The 21,756-nt window shown below is 55.3% G+C and carries 14 protein-coding genes; 6 read left to right on the forward strand and 8 right to left on the reverse strand.

Annotated elements, in window-relative coordinates; all coding sequences use genetic code 11:
- Positions 1–234: 234 nt before the first annotated feature.
- Positions 235–1,848, forward strand: coding sequence for a glucose-6-phosphate isomerase (gene pgi, locus A3224_RS05515; RefSeq protein WP_067152368.1), 1,614 nt, complete (start codon positions 235–237; stop codon positions 1,846–1,848).
- A gap of 113 nt (positions 1,849–1,961) precedes the next feature.
- Here pgi and A3224_RS05520 read toward each other — a convergent pair whose 3' ends face one another.
- Entirely contained in the window at positions 1,962–3,200 is a 1,239-nt protein-coding gene (locus A3224_RS05520) for an MFS transporter (protein ID WP_067152370.1), read from the reverse strand.
- A 26-nt stretch (positions 3,201–3,226) separates the two neighbouring features.
- Positions 3,227–4,264: a LacI family DNA-binding transcriptional regulator gene (locus A3224_RS05525; RefSeq protein WP_067152372.1), complete on the reverse strand. Its 1,038-nt coding sequence runs from the start codon at positions 4,262–4,264 to the stop codon at positions 3,227–3,229.
- A 249-nt stretch (positions 4,265–4,513) separates the two neighbouring features.
- Between A3224_RS05525 and A3224_RS16810 the strand changes: the two genes are divergently transcribed.
- From A3224_RS16810 to A3224_RS05545, 4 genes are all read left to right on the forward strand, one after another.
- Positions 4,514–5,995, forward strand: a complete 1,482-nt coding sequence (locus A3224_RS16810; RefSeq protein WP_074900933.1) for a glycoside hydrolase family 32 protein — start codon at positions 4,514–4,516, stop codon at positions 5,993–5,995.
- 15 nt (positions 5,996–6,010) lie between these two features.
- Positions 6,011–6,967 carry a PfkB family carbohydrate kinase gene (locus A3224_RS05535; RefSeq protein WP_074900718.1) on the forward strand — a complete coding sequence of 319 codons (957 nt, stop codon included), beginning with the start codon at positions 6,011–6,013 and terminating at the stop codon, positions 6,965–6,967.
- A 24-nt stretch (positions 6,968–6,991) separates the two neighbouring features.
- Positions 6,992–9,232, forward strand: coding sequence for a GH32 C-terminal domain-containing protein (locus A3224_RS05540; protein WP_197463066.1), 2,241 nt, complete (start codon positions 6,992–6,994; stop codon positions 9,230–9,232).
- Positions 9,233–9,434: 202 nt separating this feature from the next.
- The gene (locus tag A3224_RS05545) at positions 9,435–12,203 is read left to right on the forward strand and encodes a TonB-dependent receptor domain-containing protein (RefSeq protein WP_082817397.1); all 2,769 of its coding nucleotides are present in this window, start codon (positions 9,435–9,437) and stop codon (positions 12,201–12,203) included.
- A gap of 279 nt (positions 12,204–12,482) precedes the next feature.
- Here A3224_RS05545 and A3224_RS05550 read toward each other — a convergent pair whose 3' ends face one another.
- The 5 genes from A3224_RS05550 to A3224_RS05570 form a co-directional block, all read right to left on the reverse strand.
- The gene (locus tag A3224_RS05550) at positions 12,483–12,956 is read right to left on the reverse strand and encodes a tRNA-uridine aminocarboxypropyltransferase (protein ID WP_067152380.1); all 474 of its coding nucleotides are present in this window, start codon (positions 12,954–12,956) and stop codon (positions 12,483–12,485) included.
- 269 nt (positions 12,957–13,225) lie between these two features.
- Positions 13,226–14,482, reverse strand: coding sequence for a ribonucleotide-diphosphate reductase subunit beta (locus A3224_RS05555; protein ID WP_067152382.1), 1,257 nt, complete (start codon positions 14,480–14,482; stop codon positions 13,226–13,228).
- A gap of 325 nt (positions 14,483–14,807) precedes the next feature.
- Positions 14,808–17,741 carry a ribonucleoside-diphosphate reductase subunit alpha gene (locus tag A3224_RS05560; RefSeq protein ID WP_067157525.1) on the reverse strand — a complete coding sequence of 978 codons (2,934 nt, stop codon included), beginning with the start codon at positions 17,739–17,741 and terminating at the stop codon, positions 14,808–14,810.
- Between the two features lie 706 nt (positions 17,742–18,447).
- A complete protein-coding gene (argF, locus tag A3224_RS05565) occupies positions 18,448–19,362 on the reverse strand; it encodes an ornithine carbamoyltransferase (protein ID WP_067152384.1) in 915 nt (304 codons plus the stop codon).
- A 22-nt stretch (positions 19,363–19,384) separates the two neighbouring features.
- Positions 19,385–20,569: an aspartate aminotransferase family protein gene (locus A3224_RS05570; protein ID WP_197463068.1), complete on the reverse strand. Its 1,185-nt coding sequence runs from the start codon at positions 20,567–20,569 to the stop codon at positions 19,385–19,387.
- Positions 20,570–20,813: 244 nt separating this feature from the next.
- Between A3224_RS05570 and grxD the strand changes: the two genes are divergently transcribed.
- Entirely contained in the window at positions 20,814–21,146 is a 333-nt protein-coding gene (grxD, locus tag A3224_RS05575) for a Grx4 family monothiol glutaredoxin (RefSeq protein WP_067152386.1), read from the forward strand.
- Positions 21,147–21,271: 125 nt separating this feature from the next.
- Here the strand turns inward: grxD and bfr are convergent, their stop codons facing one another.
- Positions 21,272–21,751 (reverse strand): bacterioferritin, encoded by a 480-nt coding sequence (bfr, locus tag A3224_RS05580; RefSeq protein ID WP_067152388.1) that lies wholly within the window; start codon positions 21,749–21,751, stop codon positions 21,272–21,274.
- Between the last annotated feature and the right edge of the window lie 5 nt (positions 21,752–21,756).

The following is a 21,756-nucleotide window of genomic DNA, read 5'->3' on the forward strand; positions in this document are numbered from 1 at the left end:
GTGGTTCGGCCAAGCCCCTTGGCAGCATAACGCACGGGATGTTCCTTTACTTTGTTGCTTAGGTGCGTGGTTGGATTTTGCTTTGGCAGAATGATTAGGCTTGAGCAAATGATATATTTTTTGTAATGTCCATCGATAGACATCACCGTTGTCATACGGTTGAACTATATGAATAGCTGCTGGTGTTTCTCTTGTATCAGCGGGTCATCTTTTATTGAGATGGGGAGTTAACTTTTGACAGGAATAGATGGAAATGGCCTTGAGTCTGAGGCTATTCGCCTTAAAGAGGCGAAAATATCCGAGTTTTTTCTACGCGATTCTGAGCGGGCATCCCGTTTTACTTTTCAGGCGGCAGGCCTCATCTTAGATCTTTCTAAGAATATGGTTGATGACTCTGTGATGGGTAAATTAATCGCCCTCGCAAAGTGCCGTAATATGTCACAACGGATAGAGGCACTGTTGTCTGGTGAACGAGTCAACAGTACCGAGCGGCGCGCAGCGGCGCACACGGCATTGCGCCTGGACCAACCTGCTGAATATGCCGCCCTAGCACGGACGATACAGGACCGCATATCAACTTATGTTGCGTGTATACATAGTGGTGCGGTTCGCGGCTTTTCGGGCAAGCCGTTTACACGGGTGATCAACATCGGTATCGGAGGATCAGACCTCGGCCCGAAAATGGTCTGTAGTGCATTGGATCACTGTGAGCATAAGCTTGAAACACGTTTTGTTTCCAATGTGGATGGCAGTGATATCGCCTCAGCGCTAGCGGATAGCGACCCAGAATCTACCCTGTTTGTTTTGGCATCTAAAACCTTTACGACCCAGGAAACCTTACGCAATGCGCAGACGGCGCGGTTATGGTTACAGGCTGCGGCAGATGGAGCTGATATCGCCAGCCATTTTGTTGCTGTAACCGCTGTTCCTGAGAGAGCAGAGGCATTTGGGGTCGCCGCAGATCAAATATTTCCGATGTGGGACTGGGTAGGGGGACGCTATTCCCTATGGTCGGCAATTGGGATCTCCATTGCGCTAGCTTTTGGGGGTGAGGTGTTTGCGGCACTGCGCAATGGCGCCGCGGAGATGGATCGGCATTTTGCGCAAGCTCCGCTTTCGGAAAACCTTCCCGTGCTTATGGGGCTGCTCGGCTGTTGGTACAGGAATTACCTGAAAGCGCAGACGCAGGCAATTATTCCATACGCGCATAATCTGCGACTATTGCCGGCTTACCTTCAACAATTGGAAATGGAGAGCAATGGGAAGAGCGTTACTAGGGATGGTGAGGCAGTGCCATATACCACGGCTCCGGTAATCTGGGGAGAATCTGGAACCAATGGGCAGCATTCTTTCCACCAGTTATTGCATCAGGGAACGGATCTTATCCCCGTGGATTTTATTCTTCCATTGAAAAATCCTGTGGCGCCTGACGGCCATCAGCCATTGTTGGTGGCGAATTGTCTTGCGCAGAGCCGCGCACTGATGATGGGTAAAAGCCTGGAACAGGCAAGGATCGAGTTCCTTAAGGATGGCTGCTCGGCGTCGGAAGCGCAATCTCTGGCTCCTGCGCGGGCAATGCCGGGAAATCGACCGAGCACACTATTGATGATGGAGGCGCTAACACCAGAGACATTAGGGGCGCTGATCGCTCTGTACGAGCACAAAGTTTACGTGCAGAGCGTTATTTGGGATATCAATGCTTTTGATCAATGGGGGGTAGAGCTGGGTAAGCAGCTTTGTGGTGATGTATTGCAAGCCATGTCTGGATTAGCGGAGATAAAGTTTGATGGATCGACTGATAACGCCATAGCCCGTTTTCGTTCTATGCATCCTAAATGTAAATGTTGATCACATCGAGTTTTTAATTCGGACTTAAAAATTTGTTCCACCACAAAGTGGGATAATCATAGGCCCCTAAAGCAACTCCCCCTGGTTTTTTCCGGAGGGAGTTTTCAGGGCAATCAGGCGCAGTCTGGACTGACTGTGGTTCTAAATTCTGCCTTGGTGTCGTTGCGTAGGGCCACTGCGGAGATGGCCAGAAAGATGGCAGCCACAGTTCCCAGAATAAAGTACGCGTTGGTGAAGCCGATTCGGTCATACATGATACCGGCAATCACAGAAAGGCCGCTGGCGGCTACCTGAGTGCTGAATTGAAATCCTACCAGGTAGAGTGTGGCGGACAGGCGTGAATCAAAGTTTCTCGCAATATATTTAAATATGGCTACAAGCATGATCGGTAATTCCGCTGCGTGCAGAAGTTTGATAATGGAAATTGAGATTGGATCCGAGGCGATGCCCGAGCCCAAAATACGTATGACCATAATGACCCCGGCCAGTAGCAATCCATTCTTGGCGCCAATACGATTGACGATAAGCGGTGCCAAAAACATGCCGCCGGCTTCCAGCAATACCTGTAGCGAATTCAGGTAGCCAAACATGGAAGTACCTTCGTCAACGTTGGAAAACAGTGAGGCAAAGTACACTGGAAACTGCTGGTCGTAGACAGAATAAACACAGGTTACGCCCATCACATAAGTAGCGAAGGCCCAAAAGGTGGGTAGCCTCAATAGGGAAAAAGCGTCATGGATCTGTACTTTCCGCTGGCTTTCCAGCTTCTCTTCGACGCTTTTCGGTGCCTGTACCAGTAGCACAGCGATACAAAAAATCACGGCGGAGGCACTGGCCATCCAGAAGTTGATGTCTGGATTTATGTTAATCAGGGAGCCGGCAAAGAAGGTGGCACTGGCCCAGCCCAGCGAGCCCCACATGCGCGCTTTGCCAAATTCAAATCCGGTAAGGCGGCTGCAACGATCGATGTAGGTTTCCAGAGCACCTACGCCGGAGGAAAATGCCAGTGCAAAATAAAAGGCGCCAAGGGTTACGCCCAGATAAAACTGTGATTTTAGTAGGGGAGCATAAATAAATATAAAGAAAGGTCCGGATGCGAGCAGAAAAAAACCGACGGTATACAGCAGGTTTTTTCTCAGTTGCAGTCTGTCCTGAAGGTAGCCGTAGAGTGGCATTACCGCTAGAGCGGCAATGGCGTTGATGCTGAAAATTACTCCAGTCTGTTCTCCGCTAAGACCCACGATGCGATTGAGCCAGATGGGAAATAGAGAAAAAGCAAAAGACCAAGTGAGGAAGAACGCAAACAGAGCGCCACTTAGAAGCCAATAGTTACGGGTTGAGGTTTTTATCATCGCTCGACTCTCACTTGTTATCGCTTTTATTGAAACCCGGTGGACCCCCTTACGATGAGATCGCCACCGATCTTGATTGTGTGGTTATTTTTGCGCTTGTTGCGCTTTCCTTTTTCTTTCTCTGCAGGGCCGTCTATGGCCAGTTCCGCCGCCAACTCACCCATTTGGAAATAGGGCAGTGATACTGTGGTCAGCTTGGGTACCAGATTTTCTGCAATCATTCGGTAGTTGTCGTAACCCACAATCGACAGCTCATCCGGAATCCGATAGCCCAGCTGAATGGCGTGCATGTATACCCGCATGGCCATTTTGTCGTTACCACAGAGTATCGCCGTTGGTGCTTTTGGCCCTTTCAGCAATTCTTTCAGCAGCGCTTCTAGTCCGGCAAACTCATCCTGTGAATCATCAAATACGCCTTCGGTAATGAGATTTGGGTCGACTTCTATGCCGTGTTTTTCCAGTGCCCGCAGGTGTCCTCGGACACGCAGTGAGGTAGCCGGCATATGTTCGAACAGAGTCAAGAATGCGATTCGCTTATGCCCCTGAGCCAGTAAGTGCTCGGTGGCATCGAAGCCGCCCTGCTCATCGTCTGGGATGATGCAGGGGTATCGACTGTCGGTATCGAAGCAGTTCAGCAGAATCAGCGGACAGCGCTCAAACGACTGCTTAATCTCCACCTTGCGGTGATACATGGTGGCGAAAATGATTGCCTGGGCTCGCTGTCGGCGAAAATCCTCGACCAGTTTCTGAAAGCTTTCTTGGCTACCTCCGGTCTCTCCGATTAACAACAATTTACCGCGCTTTTCACACACGCTCTGAATGCCGGCAACAATTTCAAATGCATCCGGCGTGGTTGTCAGATGGTCAGTGATCAGGCTCACTAGACCGGTTTCCTTTCCCCGCAAGGACTGAGCCGCGGCTGAGGGGTAGTACTCGAGGCGGTCCATGGCTTCCTGGACTTTTGCCCGGGTACGTTCACTGACGCCCTCGAAACCATTCAGAATTCTGGATACGGTTTTAACGGATACACCGGCCAGTTCTGCTACGTCTTTGATCGAGCTCATGGGTATTGAATGTCTACTGGTTGAATGACCCTGAACTATACCCGATTCGCACTTGCGTGATCTAAGCCCTTGCTACCTGTTGACAGATACTAAACTGCTATCCGTATAATGTCCAACGGTAGACATTTTTGGTGTTGTTTTCTCTTCTGTTGGAGAGGGAGGAATATCTCTAACTCACAGGTCTGCCAAAGACAGAGTGCGCCAAGGTGCAGAAAACACGCAACAAAGCGATATAGAAGCATGCAAATTATGGAACAAGACTTCGCAACTGCCGGAAGCGGCGCCCCTTCAGTATCCGAAGACTGTGCCCGGAAAGCGCTGCCTGAGCGGGTACCATCCCATTGGCGGCCCCGCCGACATTTTTCTCCCGCCCGCAACTGGATGAACGACCCCAATGGCATGGTGTATCTGGATGGCGTGTTCCACCTGTTTTTCCAGTACAACCCGGGCGGTTCGGTTTGGGGGGATATTCACTGGGGACATGCGGTATCCAGGGATTTGCTTCACTGGCAGGAGAAGCCGGTCGCCCTCGCTTCTGAACCCGATGGTTTGGGAATGATTTTTTCCGGCGGTGCGGTGGTGGATTGGGAGAACACCTCCGGTTTTCAGCGCGGGGAAAACCCCCCGGTTGTGGCCACATTTACTCACCATGACGGCAACGGAGTTCAGGTCCAGAGCTTGGCAATCAGTACTGATGGCGGTTGGCGTTGGGAGAAATATGCGGATAACCCGGTTATTCCTAACCCTGGAATAAAGGATTTCCGAGATCCCAAGGTGTTCTGGCATGCCTCCAGCAGGCGGTGGGTGATGGTATTGGCGGCTGGCGACCGCGTGCATTTCTACCGTTCACGGGATTTAAAGGAGTGGGAGTTCTTAGGAGACTTCGGTGAGAAGGCCGGCGATCACGGTGGGGTGTGGGAGTGTCCGGATTTGTTCCCTCTGAAAACGCCCGAGGGAGAGGAGCGTTGGTGCCTGCTGGTCAGTATCAACCCGGGTGGCCCAAACGGTGGCTCTGCTACGCAGTATTTTATCGGTGATTTCGATGGGGAGCGGTTTGTGCCGGAGCACCAAGAGGTCCGCTGGTTGGATTATGGAACTGATAATTATGCCGGTGTGACCTGGGACGGCCTGCAGGGGAGAGGTGACCGCCGCATCCTGGTGGGCTGGATGTCCAACTGGGACTACGCAAACAAGGTGCCTACGGAAATCTGGCGCGGTGCTATGACTTTGCCGCGGGAGTTGTACCTGTATCGGGATCAGGAGCGCTTGCTGCTGGGAAATCGGCCTGTTACCGAAGTTCAAGTCGCGCGCACTCTGCACAGTGAAGGCGTGCTCGAGAGAGGCAAGGTGGTGCAGCTGCCTGGAGGGAATGCGCTGGATCTCTCTATCAGCGTGGGTTCTGCGCCGGAGCTGGAATTGGAATTTCTTGCCGGCGATGGCGAGCGACTGCTGCTGACGCTGTCCCGCGAGCGCGGTGTGCTCTTGCTCGATCGCCGGGAGTCCGGCTGGGTGGAGGAGGGGCTGGGCCGTGAGATCCGCGCACCACTTGTGCACAGCTTGAATCGCGATAGCGAATTGCGTGTGGTAATTGATGGCAGTGCCATGGAAATTTTCGTTGATGGCGGTAAAACGGCTTTGACCGCGGTGTTTTTCTCCAGTGAGCCATTGTCGCGACTGGCTGTGCTTCGCGCTGCAGGGCTATCGCCCGCATACAGCCTGTACACCATCTGATATTGGGGGCAGCCTATGTGCGCGGCAAGAGTTGCGGTATTTGGTGAGGCGTTGATCGATCTGATTGAAACGCTCCCGGGGAGATTCGAGTTTTATGTGGGGGGATCACCTTTCAATGTCTGTCGGGGCTTCGCCCGGCAGGGGCTTGTTTGTGATTATCTGTCTCCCATTTCTTGCGATCGGATGGGCGAGCGGATTGCCGCAGTCGCCGCGGCGGAAGGTATCCACTGTGACCGGGTGCCGCGCTCGCGCCGACCTACTTCGCTGGCACTGGTGACCGTCGATAGTGATGGGCAACCCAGCTATAGCCTCTATCGTGAGGGCGTGGCGGATCTGGATATTGATAGTGCCAGACTGGCTGCGGCGGTACACCCCGAGTGTCAGTTGTTTCACACCGGCTCCCTGGCGCTGGTGCCATCCATGGAGACGCAGTTGCGGGTGCTTCTAAGTAACCTGCGATCGCGGGGAATATCAATCAGTATCGATGCCAATCTGCGTCCTGGTGTAGTACCAGATAACAAGGCTTACCTTGCTACCGTACGGGGTTTGATCGATTGCGCCGATGTGCTCAAAGTGAGCGACGAGGACCTCGAACTGCTCGGCATTGAACAACCGCTTGAATTTTGCCGAGATCTGGTGCGGCACGGCACAGTACAGCTAGTGGCTTTTACAGAAGGCGCTGGTGGCGCCACTCTGATCACCAGTGAGACCGAGGTTGCCCAGAGAGCCATGGCGCCTTCGTCTGTGGGGGATACTGTGGGCGCAGGCGATACATTTTTCTCTGCGCTGCTGGCTTTTCTGTTGCGTAAGGGTGGTTTTGCCCGAGGTTTAGCGGCGTTGTCTGCTGAGGAGCTGGAAGAGCTGTTGACTGTTGCGCAGTGGGCGGCGTCGATCAATGTCTCCCGCAAAGGCTGCAATCCGCCGACGCTGGCAGAGCTGGAGGCGGCTCTGCCGCAAGCACTGGCCTCTTAGACCGAGACGGGAATGGAGATGAGCGTGCGGAAGAGTTTTGTAACGTTCGTTGTTTGCCTGTGGGCCTGTTACTGTGTCTCCACCAGTGCACAGCTACAAGCGGATTACACCCAGGACTTTGAGCGTCTGGAAGCTGGCGCTTTGGCGCCGGCAAAGATTCACACACAGTTTTCCGCGCCGGATGCGGTGATCGGGGTGTCCGGCCAGGCTTGGCGCAGTGACGGTTTTTCCAGTTGGCTGGAAATACCGTGGCAGAGCGGCCCTGAATTGTCGGCCACTCTGTGGGTGGCCCTGGAAAGTTATCCTTCCGATCGAGAGGTGCCGGTGAACAACTTGTCCCCCTCTTCAATACTCAATCAATGGGAAGAGGGGGCCGGTTTTGATGTGTTTATCGATACCTACGGTCGCTGGGGAATCCGCGTACATACAGAAGAGGGAGAGATAACTCTGACCGCACCCGAGCGCTTCCCGCTGTATCGATGGGTGCAGCTGGGCGTATCCATCGATCGACATAGGGTTGCGCTTTATTTGGAGGGTGAGGTGGTGGTGGAAGCAGAACTGGCGGCTCCATTGCGCCCGGCGGATGCGCCATTGCAGATTGCCCGGAGTCCGCGGGAAGTTGATATGCTCAATTTCACCGTCAATCGCCTGAACGGTGCTTTCGACAGTCTACGCCTATACCAGCGCGGTCTCAGTTCCCGGGAAATGACGGCTGTCCGCGCACAGGTTGCGCGCGAGAAGTTTGACGCGCAGGCGTCGTTGGTGGTCCCTGCAAGCCGGTTTGCAGACGACCATTTACGCCCGCGTTTGCATGCCATGCCGCCGGCCAATTGGACCAATGAGCCTCACGGGTTTGTGCGGGTTGGGGAAATGTGGCACTTGTTCTACCAGCGCACGCCCAACGGCCCCTATAAAACCCAAATGCATTGGGGGCATATGGCGAGTAGAGATCTGCTGCACTGGCGAAATCTGGAAGACGCTCTTTGGCCTGAGTTACAGGCGGATGACTTTGGCTTTGATATGAAAGGAATCTGGTCTGGGGATGTCATCTATGACGGTGGTAAGGCCTTTGCTTTCTATACCAGTGTCAATCACTTCGATCGTCTTAAGCACAGTAATCCCGGAATCTCAGTAGCAGTAAGTGAAGACCCGGAATTGCGTTACTGGCGCAAGTTGGGGCCAATTATCAATAGCAAATATGTGCGGGATTTTCGCGATCCATATTTGTTCCGCGACGGTGATAGCTTGCACATGTTGATTGGCGCTGCTCTTGAGGACGGCGGTGGATTGGACCACTACGTATTGGAAGGAGAAGAAAAGATAGGGCCGTGGCGACACCTGCAAAAGTTTGTCAGCGTGCCCTATCACGAAATGGATATTGGCTCGCTGATATGGGAAATGCCGGTCTTCGAGCGGATTTCCGATGACGCCTACATCTTACTGGCCAACCCTATCGGCGGTGAAGTCACTAAATACGGTGAGCCGGCGACGCGCGCGGTGTACTGGATTGGTCAGTGGCGTGACGGCTTGTTTCACCCTCTTTACACAGAACCGAAACACTTGGATCTGTTGCCTGGTCACTTGGCACCTACGGTAGCGCGAGCGCCGGATGGTAGTTTGCGGGCGATAGGTATTATTGACGAACGGCGCAGCCCGCAGGCACAGGAAAATGCCGGTTGGGCGCACACTTTCAGTTTTCCGCGTCGCTGGCGGCTGCTGGGTGATGGACGGACCCTAGGGCAATCTCCGGCTCCGGAACTGACCGCTTTGAGAGGAGAAGCACTATTCACTTCTAAAACGCTCAGTATCACGCCTCAGGCACACAAGCTGTTACATCCCCAGGGGGCATATGAGTTGTTGATAGAAGCGCAGGGGGCACCCCCCCTGGCGTTGAAGCTGGATCTTCTCGCATCGGATGCCGGTGAGTACACGCGATTGGAGATTGACGGTGTAGAGGGGCGACTGGTGCTGGATAAAACACATGCATCCCTTAGCGGTGAGGACGAGGGACCGCTGCGTCTGGAGACAGCATATGACAGCTCGGCATTTGGCCCTCTGCGGCGCTTGCGGGTATTTGTGGATGGTTCGGTTATAGAGGTGTTTATCAACGATGCTGCAGCCTTTTCTTTTCGCAGCTACCCCAAAGACCCTATGGCCCGGCAGGTTCGCGTACAATCCCTGGGCAGGGATCAATCCGGACAGGTGCGCGTGAGCGCATGGCCGCTATTTTTGCCCAGTGTTATGGAAGTTGTCGGGACTCATTGACGAAATTGGTCGCTTTTTCTCGTTGACAAGGGCGATTAGATGACAGAATAATGTCCAGCGATGGACAATTTTTGCGAATTGATGTCTAACGATAGACATTTTGTGATGTTAAGCTGTGTGTCGGCAGTGAGTTCGCAGGAATAGGTCGATCGCAAAATGACACAAAAACCAGAAAAATAATGCACCTCAAGGAGGTACCGTGATGAAGAGAGAGTTTGGCCACCTAACTTTTCTGGCCGCGCCCCTGGCTTTGGCGATTAATGCCGCGGTGGCAGAAGAAGTTGGCAAAGCAGTCAATACTGATGATAAGCAATCAACAAGAGAGGCTTTAGAAGAGGTTATTGTCACGGGTGTGGCGCAGGAAACCCGTAAGTTTGATGCCACCTTCAATATCAACACTCTGGACCGATCTGATATACAGCAGCTGGCGCCCCACGGTACTGCGGAATTGCTGGGAAATATCCCAGGTTTTTTTGCTGAGGGTGGTACTGCCGGTGAGACTCATAACAATGTACTGGTGCGCGGGCTGCCTCAGGCGGGTGGTTACCGCTATGTCCCCAACCTAATCGATGGCCTGCCGGTTTACGAAGAGCCGGAAGCCCCCTTTATGAACAATGATGTGTTCATCAAAACCGACTTGATGACCACTAGTGTAGAAGCCGTAAAAGGCGGACCGGGCGCGGTACTCTATTCCAATGCTTTGGGTGCGGCGGTGAACTATGTGACCCGAACGGGAACACAAGACTTCGAAGGGGAGTACAAAGCGGAAGTTGGAGACTGGGGGCATGTGCGCAATGATTTCTACGTTGCTGGCCCAATAAATGACAACTTCACCTACGCTGTAGGCGGTTTTTATCGCACAGCTGATGGCCGGCGCGATCCGGGATTCACCGGAAATGAGGGCGGGCAGTTGCGTGGCAATATTTTGTTCACTAGTGATGATGCGCGCACCACACTCAAAGTGCAGGCCCATGTAATCGATGACAAGACTATTTATTACCAGAATATTCCATTTTCCGTGCCGAATAATCGTGCACCCGGAACCGAAAGTGACCCATTTGAAATTGATCCAGGCAGTGTAAATAGCCTCGGAGTTGATTTTGGCTCCGGTACTCAATTGTCTGACAATATCGCGGATTATACGTTGTTTGATAATAACGGTAATCCGCTGAATCTCGATATCCGCAATGGTATTAATCCAGAGTTCGATATATTCAGTCTGGATTTTTCGCACGACCTGGAAAATGGCCTGCGCTTCGAATCCCACTTTCGTTTTACTGACGGTAGTAACGGTTTCAACGCGCTATTCATTGATCCGCCCATGGAGACAGCTCGTGTAACTGGGGATCAATTCACCCGTATCCAGAGTTTGACCGGCGATTTGGGCGCAGCTTATGCAGGTGCCACCGAAGTCAAGGCCTACTATGCGGATACGGTAACCGGCACTGATTTATCCAGCGCCACAGAGGCTCCTGCTATCCTCTCACACAATATCCCCGTGTACGGCAAGGTGGATGCGACCAATTTCACAGGCGATGTTAGAGTGAGCAAGAGCTTTGAGATTGCCAGCTCAGATCACGAGTTGACACTGGGTATTTACGGTAGTGACTTCACCTATGATGTGTTTTCCGTATTTGCCAGCGCCTGGAGCGATATCGGAGAGAATGCCCGTATCGTAGATTTTTATGCGGTGGATGCTGCCGAACAACAAGTGGGGCCTGCCATTACGAGTGGTGGTATGGATCAACCTGCGATATTCGGCCTCGGTGCTGAAGCCACCATGAAAACCCAAGCATTTTATCTCCATGATCATATCGCACTGTTGGATGATCGCCTTAAACTGGATGTAGGGGTGCGCTGGCAGGAGTTGGATGTAGATCGGGTTACCACTAATTCATATGATCCTGGCAATACATCTAACGACTTCACTCCCGATGATGTTGTGGTGGGGTCAACGGAAGACACCTTAGCGGATAATTTCGTCAATGTGCCGGATGGCGTGCCCCAGAAAGCACAGGAAAATTACGATGCATATGGTTGGTCTGTGGGGGCTAACTACTTGTTGATAGAGAACGGCGGCTGGGGCGATGTATCGGTTTTTGGTACGGTGTCTGATTCCTTCCGCCTGCCGGGTTTTGAGGACTACATTTTTGGGGGGCCGGCTACAAACCCAAGCACCGGAGAAGTGGTCCGCGGTGATCTGGTGGAAGATATTCAGCAGGTAGAGGGGGGCTTCCGAATTTCCCAGGATGAACTTGATCTCGGAGTTTCCCTTTTCTATATCGACTTTAAGGCCAAGGAAAATTTGGGCGCTACTCTGGATGATTTGGGCGCGACTGGTTACGGGGGTATCCCTTGTAGCAGTGTACCGGCACCGGCGGATTGTCCCAAAATCCGCGATAGTTACCGCCAGAGTGTGACCAATATAGGCATTGAGCTGGAAGCGGACTACCAGCCGTCTGCGATACCGGGGTTGCGTCTTCAGGGTAGCCTTGTGTGGCAGGACCCGGAGCAATCACAGGATAATGCCATCCGCTCCGGTATCGTGGAAGTGGATACCGATAATGACGGTGTCAATGACCTGCGCGAATACGAGGTTTCCACCTCTGAGGGGCGTCGCCCACGCCGGCAGTCTGAAATTATGCTGAATTTCCGCCCGGCATATACCTTTAACGCTATTCCGCTTACGGTATATGGGCAGGTCCAGTACTTCAGCGAGCGCTTTGCCAGCGATGACAGTGTCAATGTCACTGTGTACCCGGAGTACACCCAGGTTAATCTCGGGCTGATGTACGCAGCTACCGAAAATATGGATATACAGCTGCATGTTAACAACGTAAATGATGCGGACTCCTTTACTGAGGGAACCAACATCACTAGTGAATCGGTATTTAGTGATGGCATCTATACGGGAGTTGCCCGTCCATTAATGGGGCGTTCGGTGAAAGCAAGTATCAGCTATCGCTTTTAATCACTGGGGCTTTTGAAATCTCCGCAGAGAGATTTCTGTAACTGCTCTTGCGAACGGCTAGGGTCGTGCGCAAGAGCAGCGCTTGATATCTGCAATTCCCGGTGTCCACAAAAATGCTGAGAAGTTTTTTAGGGAACCTCTGATTAATTCACTTCCTGACGGTGAAAAACTTATTGGAGCCAGATGAGAAGCCAGCCTATTGCCTGAGCGCCCCGGAACCTACCTTAGCGTTCGCGCGAATTAATCGGAGGTTCCTTAGGAGTACTTAATTTATACTTTTCAATTGCGGGCGTAGCCCGCTTGGTTGAATTGTATAAAGGCTGTGTGCAATCTATCGGCAGCGCTATTTTCACCGTGTCTGCGCAGTATTTCGATCACACACTCTGCGGTACAGAGGCCGCCATTGGGCTGGTTGCGTCGCAGGCGGTAGTTGGATGCGGTGTCTGTTGTCAGCGTCACCCGGGGCGCCGCTTTTAAATAGGGGCTGTGGTTGTAAATTTTTCTGGCTTCCTGCCAAGTGGCGTCGATCAATATCACCTGCGCGAAATCCTCCAGCTGTGTGCCTCTCGACTCTCCCCCGGGATACACCAGAACAGCCTTCCCGCATTCAATGGCCTTCACCAGGTCGACAGCTGGGCTGCGGCGCGCCCACACCAAACGTTCTACCATATTTCCGCAGTGCTGCAGGGCCAGTGCGCCGGTATTGGTTTTTCGCTCCAGCTCGCGTTGGTGGGTCAGCAGAGTAATTTTCATTCCTGGTTTGGGCTTGTACCTTTTTAAGCGCAGCGTTTTTAAGGTATTTTGATCAAATCGAGTGAGTGCTGCAGCCAGTTTAGGGGGCGGGCAATGGGGAAGCTATTTCAAAAGCGCACTAGTACTCGCCTGTACCCGATGGTTTCGAAATGGACACTCCATTATAGGTTCCTTAAACAAAAAACGGGCTTTCGCCCGTTTCAAAACTTCTCTTCCTGTGAGCGACTATTTGTTGTCGTAATCCCTGTTGTTGGCTTTCCGGTTGGTGCTTACCACTGCAGCGCGCCGCCAGTCTGGTATTCAATCACCCTGGTTTCAAAGAAGTTTTTCTCCTTGCGCAAGTCCATAATCTCGGACATCCAGGGGAAGGGGTTCTGGGCGCCCGGGAACTGTTCTTTCAGGCCCAGCTGGGTCAGGCGGCGGTTGGCGATAAAGTGGAGGTACTCCTCCATCATATTCGCATTCATGCCGAGGACGCCTCGCGGCATGGTGTCGCGGGCGTAGGCCACTTCCAGTTCCATGCCTTCGAGAATCATCTGAGTGACTTCTTGCTGGAATTCCGCTGTCCACAGATGCGGGTTTTCCAGTTTGATTTGATTGATCACGTCGATGCCGAAGTTCAGGTGCATGGACTCGTCGCGCAGGATGTATTGGAACTGCTCGGCGACACCGGTCATTTTGTTGCGGCGGCCCATGGACAGTATCTGGCTGAAGCCGCAGTAGAAGAAGATGCCTTCGGTGACCGCGTAGAAGGCCACCAGGTTGCGCAGCAGTTCCTGGTCGGTCTCTGGAGTGCCGGTCTTGAAGGTGGGGGAGCCGATGGACTGGGTGTGCTTGAGGCTCCAGGCGGCTTTCTTCGCCACGGAGGGCACTTCCCGGTACATGTTGAAGACTTCGCCCTCGTCCATACCCAGGGATTCCACGCAGTACTGATAGGCGTGGGTATGAATGGCCTCTTCGAACGCCTGGCGCAGCAGGTACTGGCGGCATTCCGGGTTGGTGATCAGGCGGTAAATGGCCAGTACCAGGTTGTTGGCGACCAGACTGTCGGCGGTGGAGAAGTAGCCCAGGGAGTATTTGACAATACGGCGCTCATCTTCGGTCAGGCCCTCTGGGTCCTTCCACATGGCGACGTCCTTGTTCATATTTACTTCCTGGGGCATCCAGTGGTTGGCACAGCCGTCCAGGTATTTTTGCCAGGCCCAGTCGTATTTGAAGGGGACCAGTTGGTTGAGGTCCGCGCGGCAATTGATAATGCGTTTTTCATCTACCTGTACGCGGGCGGCGCCCATCTCCAGTTCCTCCAGGCCCGGAGCCGGGTCTAATTCAGCCACCGCGGCCCGCGCCGCTTCGACCGCGGAGGAAGCGGCTTTATGGGCCGCGGGCGACGCCGGAGCACTGGCGGCTCCATAAGAGGGGCGCGCTTCGGTTACTTCTTGTTGCTGCAGCGTCTCCGGCGCCGGTCGCGGTTCGGTGGTTTTCGTTGTGGGTTGGGGCTGTGTGTCGAAGTCGTCCCAGCTCAGCATAATTGGCCCTTTGATTCGTATCTGGTGGTTGAAACTACTTGTCATGCCGGGGAGTGGCACTTCGCCAAGCCGGGCTTGGCGCACCGGCAGGTCGCTGCCGACACCCGGTCCGATTTTTGTTTGATCCCGCCTTCCCCCGGAAGGGCGGGTGGACCGGGGCCGGTGCGAGTGGTCTTGACCGCAGGTGCGGTTACTGCGCTCTCCCCCGAGAGTTCTTATTTGGCCATCCTATGGCCGGTCCGCAATTGCTCCGGATGGCGCTCCGGCGCCTATTGCGATAAGTCATACCCCGCCCCGCTGGCGTCGCGGGGACAGGGCGCGCGCTTTACTGGCAGGCCTCGCAATCCGGATCGTCCAGGGAGCAGGCTTTGGGGACTGCCGCGGGAACCGGTTCCGGTTGGGCTTCGCTCATGGCCGCCGCGCCGCCGCTAGTGGCACCGCCAGCGCTGACCGCGTTCAGAGTGCCGGTGTTCACGGTGGATTTTTCCGTGCTGGTGGCGGCCAGTGCGCGCAAGTAGTAGGTGGTCTTGAGTCCGCGGTACCAGGCCATGCGGTAGGTCAGGTCCAGTTTGCGGCCATCGGCGCCAGCGATATACAGGTTCAGAGACTGCGCCTGGTCGATCCACTTCTGGCGGCGGCTGGCGGCGTCCACTATCCAGCGCGGCTCCACTTCAAAGGCGGTGCGATATTTTGCCTTCAGGTCTTCCGGAACCCGGTCGATCTTTTGCACCGAGCCCTCGTAGTATTTGAGGTCGTTGACCATGACCTTGTCCCACAGGCCGCGGTCTTTCAGGTCGTGCACCAGATAGGGGTTGACCACGGTGAATTCGCCGGACAGGTTCGATTTCACGTACAGGTTTTGATACGTGGGCTCAATGGATTGGGAGACGCCAGTGATATTGGCGATGGTTGCCGTGGGGGCGATAGCCATCACGTTGGAGTTGCGCATCCCCTGTTTTTTCACTTTTTCGCGCAGGCTGTCCCAGTCCAGGGTGGCGCTGGTGTCCTGTTCGATAAACTGTTCGCCGCGCTGCTTGGCCAGTATTTGGATGGAGTCCAGCGGCAGTATGCCCTTGCTCCACAGGGAACCCTCGTAGCTTTGGTACTTGCCGCGCTCTGCCGCCAGGTCGCTGGAGGCGGAGATAGCTTCAAAGCTGATGGCTTCCATGGTGGTGTCTGCGAATTCCACGGCCGCTTCGCTGGCGTAGGCGATGCCCGCTTTGTAGAGGGCGTCCTGGAATCCCATCAGGCCCAGACCCACCGGGCGGTGGCGCATGTTGGAATTGCGCGCCGTCTCCACCGAGTAGTAGTTGATGTCGATAACGTTATCCAGCATGCGCACAGCGGTTTTGACAGTGCGGGCCAGTTTTTCCCGGTCCAGTTTGCCGGCGTCGTCAATATGTTGAGCGAGGTTGACCGAGCCCAGGTTGCACACGGCGATCTCTTCGCCGGCCTTGGTGTTCAGGGTAATTTCGGTGCACAGGTTGGAACTGTGCACGACACCGGCGTGCTGTTGCGGGCTGCGCAGGTTGCAGCTGTCCTTGAAGGTGATCCAGGGGTGGCCGGTTTCGAACAGCATGCCCAGCATCTTGCGCCACAGGTCCACGGCGCGGACTTTTTTGTGCAGTTTCAGCTTGCCTTCCGCAGCCAGGCGCTCGTAGTAGTCGTAGCGTTCCTCGAAGGCCTTGCCGTAGAGGTCGTGCAGGTCTGGGCAGTCGGCGGGAGAGAAGAGGGTCCACTCCTTGTCTTCGAAGACGCGCTTCATAAACAGGTCCGGCACCCAGTTGGCGGTGTTCATGTCGTGGGTGCGGCGGCGGTCGTCGCCGGTGTTTTTGCGCAGTTCAAGGAACTCCTCGATATCCAGGTGCCAGGTTTCCAGGTAGGCGCAGACGGCCCCCTTGCGCTTGCCGCCCTGGTTGACCGCAACGGCGGTGTCGTTGGCGACTTTCAGGAAAGGCACCACACCCTGGGATTTGCCGTTGGTGCCTTTGATGTAGGAGCCGAGACTGCGCACCGGGGTCCAGTCGTTGCCGAGGCCGCCGGCCCACTTGGAGAGCATGGCGTTGTCCTGTATGGCGCCGTAGATGCCGAAGAGGTCGTCCGGTACCGTGGTTAGATAACAGGAAGACAGCTGTGGCCGCAGGGTACCCGCATTGAACAGGGTCGGTGTGGAGCTCATGTAGTCGAACGAGGAGAGCAAATTGTAGAACTCGATCGCCCGTGCGTTCTTGTCGTCCTCGTTGATGGCGAGTCCCATGGCTACGCGCATAAAGAAGATCTGCGGCAGCTCAAAACGGGTGTCGTCACTGTGCAGGAAATAGCGGTCGTAGAGGGTTTGCAGGCCCAGATAGGTGAACTGGTGGTCGCGTTCACCCTTGATGGCCGCGCCCAGTTTTTCCAGGTCGAAAGTGGCCAGTTTGGGGTCCAACAGTTCCAGCTCGATGCCTTTTTGCACATAGGCGGGCAGGGTGGCCGCGTAGAGATCCTGCATCTCGCGGGCAGTGGCGGTATCGGCCACGCCCAGGAAGCGCAGGGCCTCAGAGCGCAATTTGTCCAGCAGCAAGCTGGCGGTGGCGTAGGTGTAATTGGGTTCCTGCTCTACCAGGGTGCGGGCGGTGATGACCAGGGCGGTGTTGATGTCCTCCTCGGACACGCCGTCATAGAGGTTTTTCAACGCCTCGTCGAGGATAGCTTCTCCGTCCACGTCTTTCAGGCCCTCGCAGGCCTCCCGGACAATGGTGCGGAGGCGCTCCATATCCAGTGGCACTAGGCTGCCGTCTTCCCGCTTCACGCGGATGTCCGGGTGGGTGTCGGCGGACTGAGCGGCCTCTTGCTGCTTTTCCCGTTCGGCGCGCAGACGCGCGTGCTCTTCGCGGTAGAGCACATAGTCGCGGGCCACCTTGTGCTCGCCTGCACGCATCAGGGCCAGTTCCACCTGATCCTGAATCTCCTCGATATGGATGGTGCCTCCCGAAGGCATGCGGCGCTTAAATGTGGCGGTGATTTGTGAAACCAGTTCCTCCACCCGCTCATGAATGCGGCGGGAGGCGGCGGCAGTGCCGCCTTCCACGGCCAGGAATGCTTTGGTGACCGCGACGGAGATTTTGCTGTCGTCGTAGGGCACTACGGTGCCGTTGCGTTTGATGACGCGGATCTGTCCCGGCGCAGTGGCGGCGAGGCTGGTGCTTTCGCTGGCTTGATCCCTGGTAGTGTCTGTATTTGTAGGCACGGATTGAGAGCGCCCTGACTCTGTGTGCATGTAGATCTCCACAAGAACTTGTATGTCGTTTTCCGCTGTTGCCCGTGGGCAGTTTCCCCTCTAACCAGTGGGTCCGTAGAGAAGAGTATGGTGTGGAACGGGTCCGTCGTTTCCCTGTTCCCGCGGGGCGGGATGGGAGCAGGCCGCTTCGCCGCCGGCCCCCCTTGTGGGTGCCGGCCCTTGCCTGCGGCGGGGAGTCCATTCCGCCTGCTATTTATGAATTCGCTTTGAAAAACCTGTCCGTATGATGGCGCCACCGCGGCTGCCGGCTAGGGTTTTGCTGTTGTCTTACCCCAATATATTGGGGTGGTCCTTAGGTTGCGCTACAAGATAATGCGGTAGCAGGCCTAATTCAAGGCGAATAACTCCGTGGTTTTCTGTGGATAATTTGTGGGTAGGCGGGGGAAGGTCAGTGGCCACTTCCATGCCAGTGCCCGCCGTTGCTGGGGGTGGTGAATGAGTGTGCAGAGCTTTTTAATCCAAGGGGGATTTTAAGAATTTTTTTTAATAGCAAACGGCCCCTAAATTAACCCCGGCAATAACTATTTCGGTTTGTCTAGTCTTTGAGCAAAGTGGTACTAAGATGGCCGGTTTTTTCGAATGGGGTAGACAGGCCGGGCGACAGGGCTTCCGCTGGCGCAAAGTGATGAACACGATTTTTGATGTGGTCACATCGGCCTCGTGTTCACCATCCTGCGCACCGGGCTTACTCGCTGTTTTCCTGAAGGAATTCCATCAGCGCTTTCTGCGCGTGTAGCCGGTTTTCCGCTTCATCCCAGACGACGGAGATAGTTTCATCCTCCAGTAGTTCGCCACTCACCTCTTCACCGCGGTGGGCGGGGAGGCAGTGCATAAACACAGCATCGCTGTTGGCGTGGCTCATCAGTTCGTGGTCGACCAGGAATCCCTGGAAGGCACGCTCCCGCTCTTTCTGTTCCGTCTCCTGGCCCATGGAGGCCCAGACATCGGTGGCGACCCAGTCGGCACCGCGAACGGCCTCTGCTGGTTTGCGCATTATGCGGACTCGGTCTCCCGCGGCGGCGACGATGGACTCCTCCGGCTCGTAGCCCTCCGGACAGGCGATGCGCAGTTCGAAATCGCACTGGCGCGCGGCGTTGATATAGGAGTGGCACATATTGTTGCCATCGCCGACCCAGGCGACCACTTTGCCCGCCGGGCTGCCGCGGTGTTCGACGTAGGTCTGGATATCGGCGAGCAGCTGACAGGGGTGGTAGCTGTCGGATAGGGCGTTGATGACCGGTACGCGAGAGTACTCGGCGAAGCGCTCGAGTACGTTGTGGCCGAAGGTGCGGATCATCACCATGTCCACCATGCGCGAGATTACCCGTGCGCTGTCTTCGATAGGTTCACCTCGGCCCAGTTGGGTGTCGCGCGGTGAAAGGAAGAGGGCGCTGCCGCCCATCTGTGTCATGCCCGCTTCAAAGGACACCCGGGTGCGGGTGGACGACTTCTCGAAAATCATGCCCAGCACCTTGTCGCGGAAAGGGGTGGTGGCGATGCCCTGGGCGCGCAGTGCCTTTAGTTCGATGGCGCGTTCTATCACGCTGTTGAGTTCGTCTTTGGACAGGTCCAGCAGGGTCAGGAAATGTCTGATGGCCATGCGTTGTTCCCCTTTGTATCAATCAGGCCGCACTGCGGGTGAATCGTTGAATCAGTGTGCTGACAGTTTCCGCGATCCGGGCGCACTCGTCGTCGGTCAGGGTCAGCGGTGGCAGCAGGCGCACCACATTGCCGGCGGTGACATTGATCAGTATTCCCTCGGCGCGGGCCATTTCCACGATCTCGCCGCAGGGCCGGTCCAGCGCCACGCCGACCAGCAGGCCGAGGCCACGGATATCCACGACTGCGTCACAGCCGGCCAGTTGCTGGCGCAGCTGCTGCAACAGCCGGGCGCCGAGTTTTTCCGCGCGCTCTATCAGCCACTGGTTTTCCAGTGTGTCCAGCACCGCCAGGGCGGCGCGGCACGCGAGCGGATTACCGCCAAAGGTGGAGCCGTGGCTACCAGCGGTAAAGAGGCGCGCCGCCTTGCCGCGGGCGAGGCAGGCGCCGATGGGTACGCCGTTGCCCAGTCCCTTCGCGGTGGTGACCACGTCCGGCAGTATATCGTTGTGCTGGTAGGCGAACAGCTTCCCACTGCGGCCGTTTCCGGTCTGGATTTCATCGAGCATCAGCAGCCAGTCGTGTTTGTCGCAGAGGTTGCGCAACCGGTTCAAATAGTCGTGTGCCGGCACGCGGATGCCGCCCTCTCCCTGTACCGGCTCCACCAGTACCGCGACAATGTCGGGGTGCTCGGCCGCCAGTTGGTTGATTGCATCTGGGTCGTCGAAGGGGGCGCGCAAAAAACCTTCCGGCAGCGGCGCGAAGCCCTGCTGTACCTTTTCGTTGCCGGTGGCGGTCAGAGTGGCCAGGGTGCGGCCGTGGAAGGCGCCTTCCATTACAACAATTTTCGGCACCGCGTAGCCACGTTCGTTGCCCAAGCGGCGGGCCAGCTTGATTGCCGCCTCGTTGGCCTCGGCACCGGAATTGGAGAAGAACACATTGTCCATGCCGGACAAGTACACCAGCCGGTCCGCCAGCTGTTCCTGGGCGGGAATATTGTATAGGTTGGAGACGTGCAACAGGGTGCGCGCCTGGTCGTGCAGGGCCTCGGTCACCGCGGGGTGACAGTGGCCCAGGCCGCAGACGGCGATACCGGCGATAGCATCCAGGTATCGCTGGCCGGCGTCATCCCACACGTAGTTACCTTCTCCCCGGACCAGAGTCAGGGTTCTATCGCCGTAGTTTTGCATCAGTGCGGGAGTGGCCACCTGTTATCTCCTCTGTGTCAGTGGGCCGAAAAAGGGAGCCGCAGAAAATTCGGTGCGGGCGGTTCTGGGCCGCAGTTTCCCCGGGAAGCGGGCAATACTAACATACACATTGTGCCGCGCTAGTTATAGGCGCGTGGAAATGGGCTTCTCGCGGCGGCGCACTGGGGTACAATGCCGGCCAGCGCGCTGCCGCCCGGCGCCCGGAATTAACCAATACTTTCACTATCTGAGGTTAGTCATCCCTATGGATACACTGGAGAATATCAAGCAGCAGATCGCCGACAATGCCATTCTGCTCTATATGAAAGGCAGCCCCAACGCACCCCAGTGCGGTTTTTCCATGCGAGCTTCTCAGGCGTTGATGGCCTGTGGCAAGCGCTTTGCTTATGTGGATGTATTGGCCAATCCGGATATCCGCGCTGAGTTGCCCAAGTACGCCAACTGGCCCACCTTCCCGCAATTGTGGGTGAAAGGGGAGTTGATCGGTGGCTGTGACATTATTGTGGAGATGTATGAAAGTGGTGAGTTGAAGAAGCTAATCGACGAGGCCGCTGCCGAAGGGGAGGCAGGAGAGTAAAGTCGGCTTTTCTCTGAAGTAAAAAAACCGCGGTAATTACCGCGGTTTTTTTCTGTCTGACGTAGCGAAAATGTATTTGGGCGACATCTGGTTCATATGGGCAGGTGCCGCCGATCTCACAACTGTTATTCCGAAGCTTTTTCCATTTGCGATTGCAGGTAGTTCTGGAGGCCGACTTTATCGATCAGTTCCAGCTGGGTTTCCAGCCAGTCCACATGCTCCTCTTCGGATTCGAGAATTTTTTCCAGCAGCTCCCGGCTGCCGTAATCGCGCACTGACTCACAGTAGGCGATGGCATCGCGCAGGTCGGGAATAGCCTTTTCCTCGAGCTTCAGGTCGCACTTGAGCATTTCCTCGGTATCTTCACCGATCAACAGTTTGCCAAGGTGCTGCAGGTTGGGAATTCCCTCGAGAAATAAGATGCGCTCGATCAGCCAGTCGGCGTGCTTCATTTCATCGATGGATTCGTGGTATTCCTGTTTCCCGAGTGCTTTCAGGCCCCAGTTGTCGTACATGCGGGCGTGCAGGAAATACTGGTTGATGGCTACCAGTTCATTGCCCAGTACTTTATTCAGGTGTTCGATAACTTTGGGGTCGCCTTTCATTGCTT

The sequence above is a fragment of the Microbulbifer thermotolerans genome (assembly GCF_001617625.1).
GTDB lineage: Bacteria > Pseudomonadota > Gammaproteobacteria > Pseudomonadales > Cellvibrionaceae > Microbulbifer > Microbulbifer thermotolerans.

Coding starts and splice junctions, on each gene's coding strand:
- A3224_RS05550 (WP_067152380.1), bottom strand. CDS start 12,956: ATGAAAATTACTCTGCTGACCCACCAACGCGAGCTGGAGCGAAAAACC.
- A3224_RS05525 (WP_067152372.1), bottom strand. CDS start 4,264: ATGAGCTCGATCAAAGACGTAGCAGAACTGGCCGGTGTATCCGTTAAA.
- argF (WP_067152384.1), bottom strand. CDS start 19,362: ATGGCCATCAGACATTTCCTGACCCTGCTGGACCTGTCCAAAGACGAA.
- A3224_RS05545 (WP_082817397.1), top strand. CDS start 9,435: ATGAAGAGAGAGTTTGGCCACCTAACTTTTCTGGCCGCGCCCCTGGCT.
- bfr (WP_067152388.1), bottom strand. CDS start 21,751: ATGAAAGGCGACCCCAAAGTTATCGAACACCTGAATAAAGTACTGGGC.
- A3224_RS05520 (WP_067152370.1), bottom strand. CDS start 3,200: ATGATAAAAACCTCAACCCGTAACTATTGGCTTCTAAGTGGCGCTCTG.
- grxD (WP_067152386.1), top strand. CDS start 20,814: ATGGATACACTGGAGAATATCAAGCAGCAGATCGCCGACAATGCCATT.
- A3224_RS05555 (WP_067152382.1), bottom strand. CDS start 14,482: ATGCTGAGCTGGGACGACTTCGACACACAGCCCCAACCCACAACGAAA.
- A3224_RS05535 (WP_074900718.1), top strand. CDS start 6,011: ATGTGCGCGGCAAGAGTTGCGGTATTTGGTGAGGCGTTGATCGATCTG.
- A3224_RS16810 (WP_074900933.1), top strand. CDS start 4,514: ATGGAACAAGACTTCGCAACTGCCGGAAGCGGCGCCCCTTCAGTATCC.
- A3224_RS05560 (WP_067157525.1), bottom strand. CDS start 17,741: ATGCACACAGAGTCAGGGCGCTCTCAATCCGTGCCTACAAATACAGAC.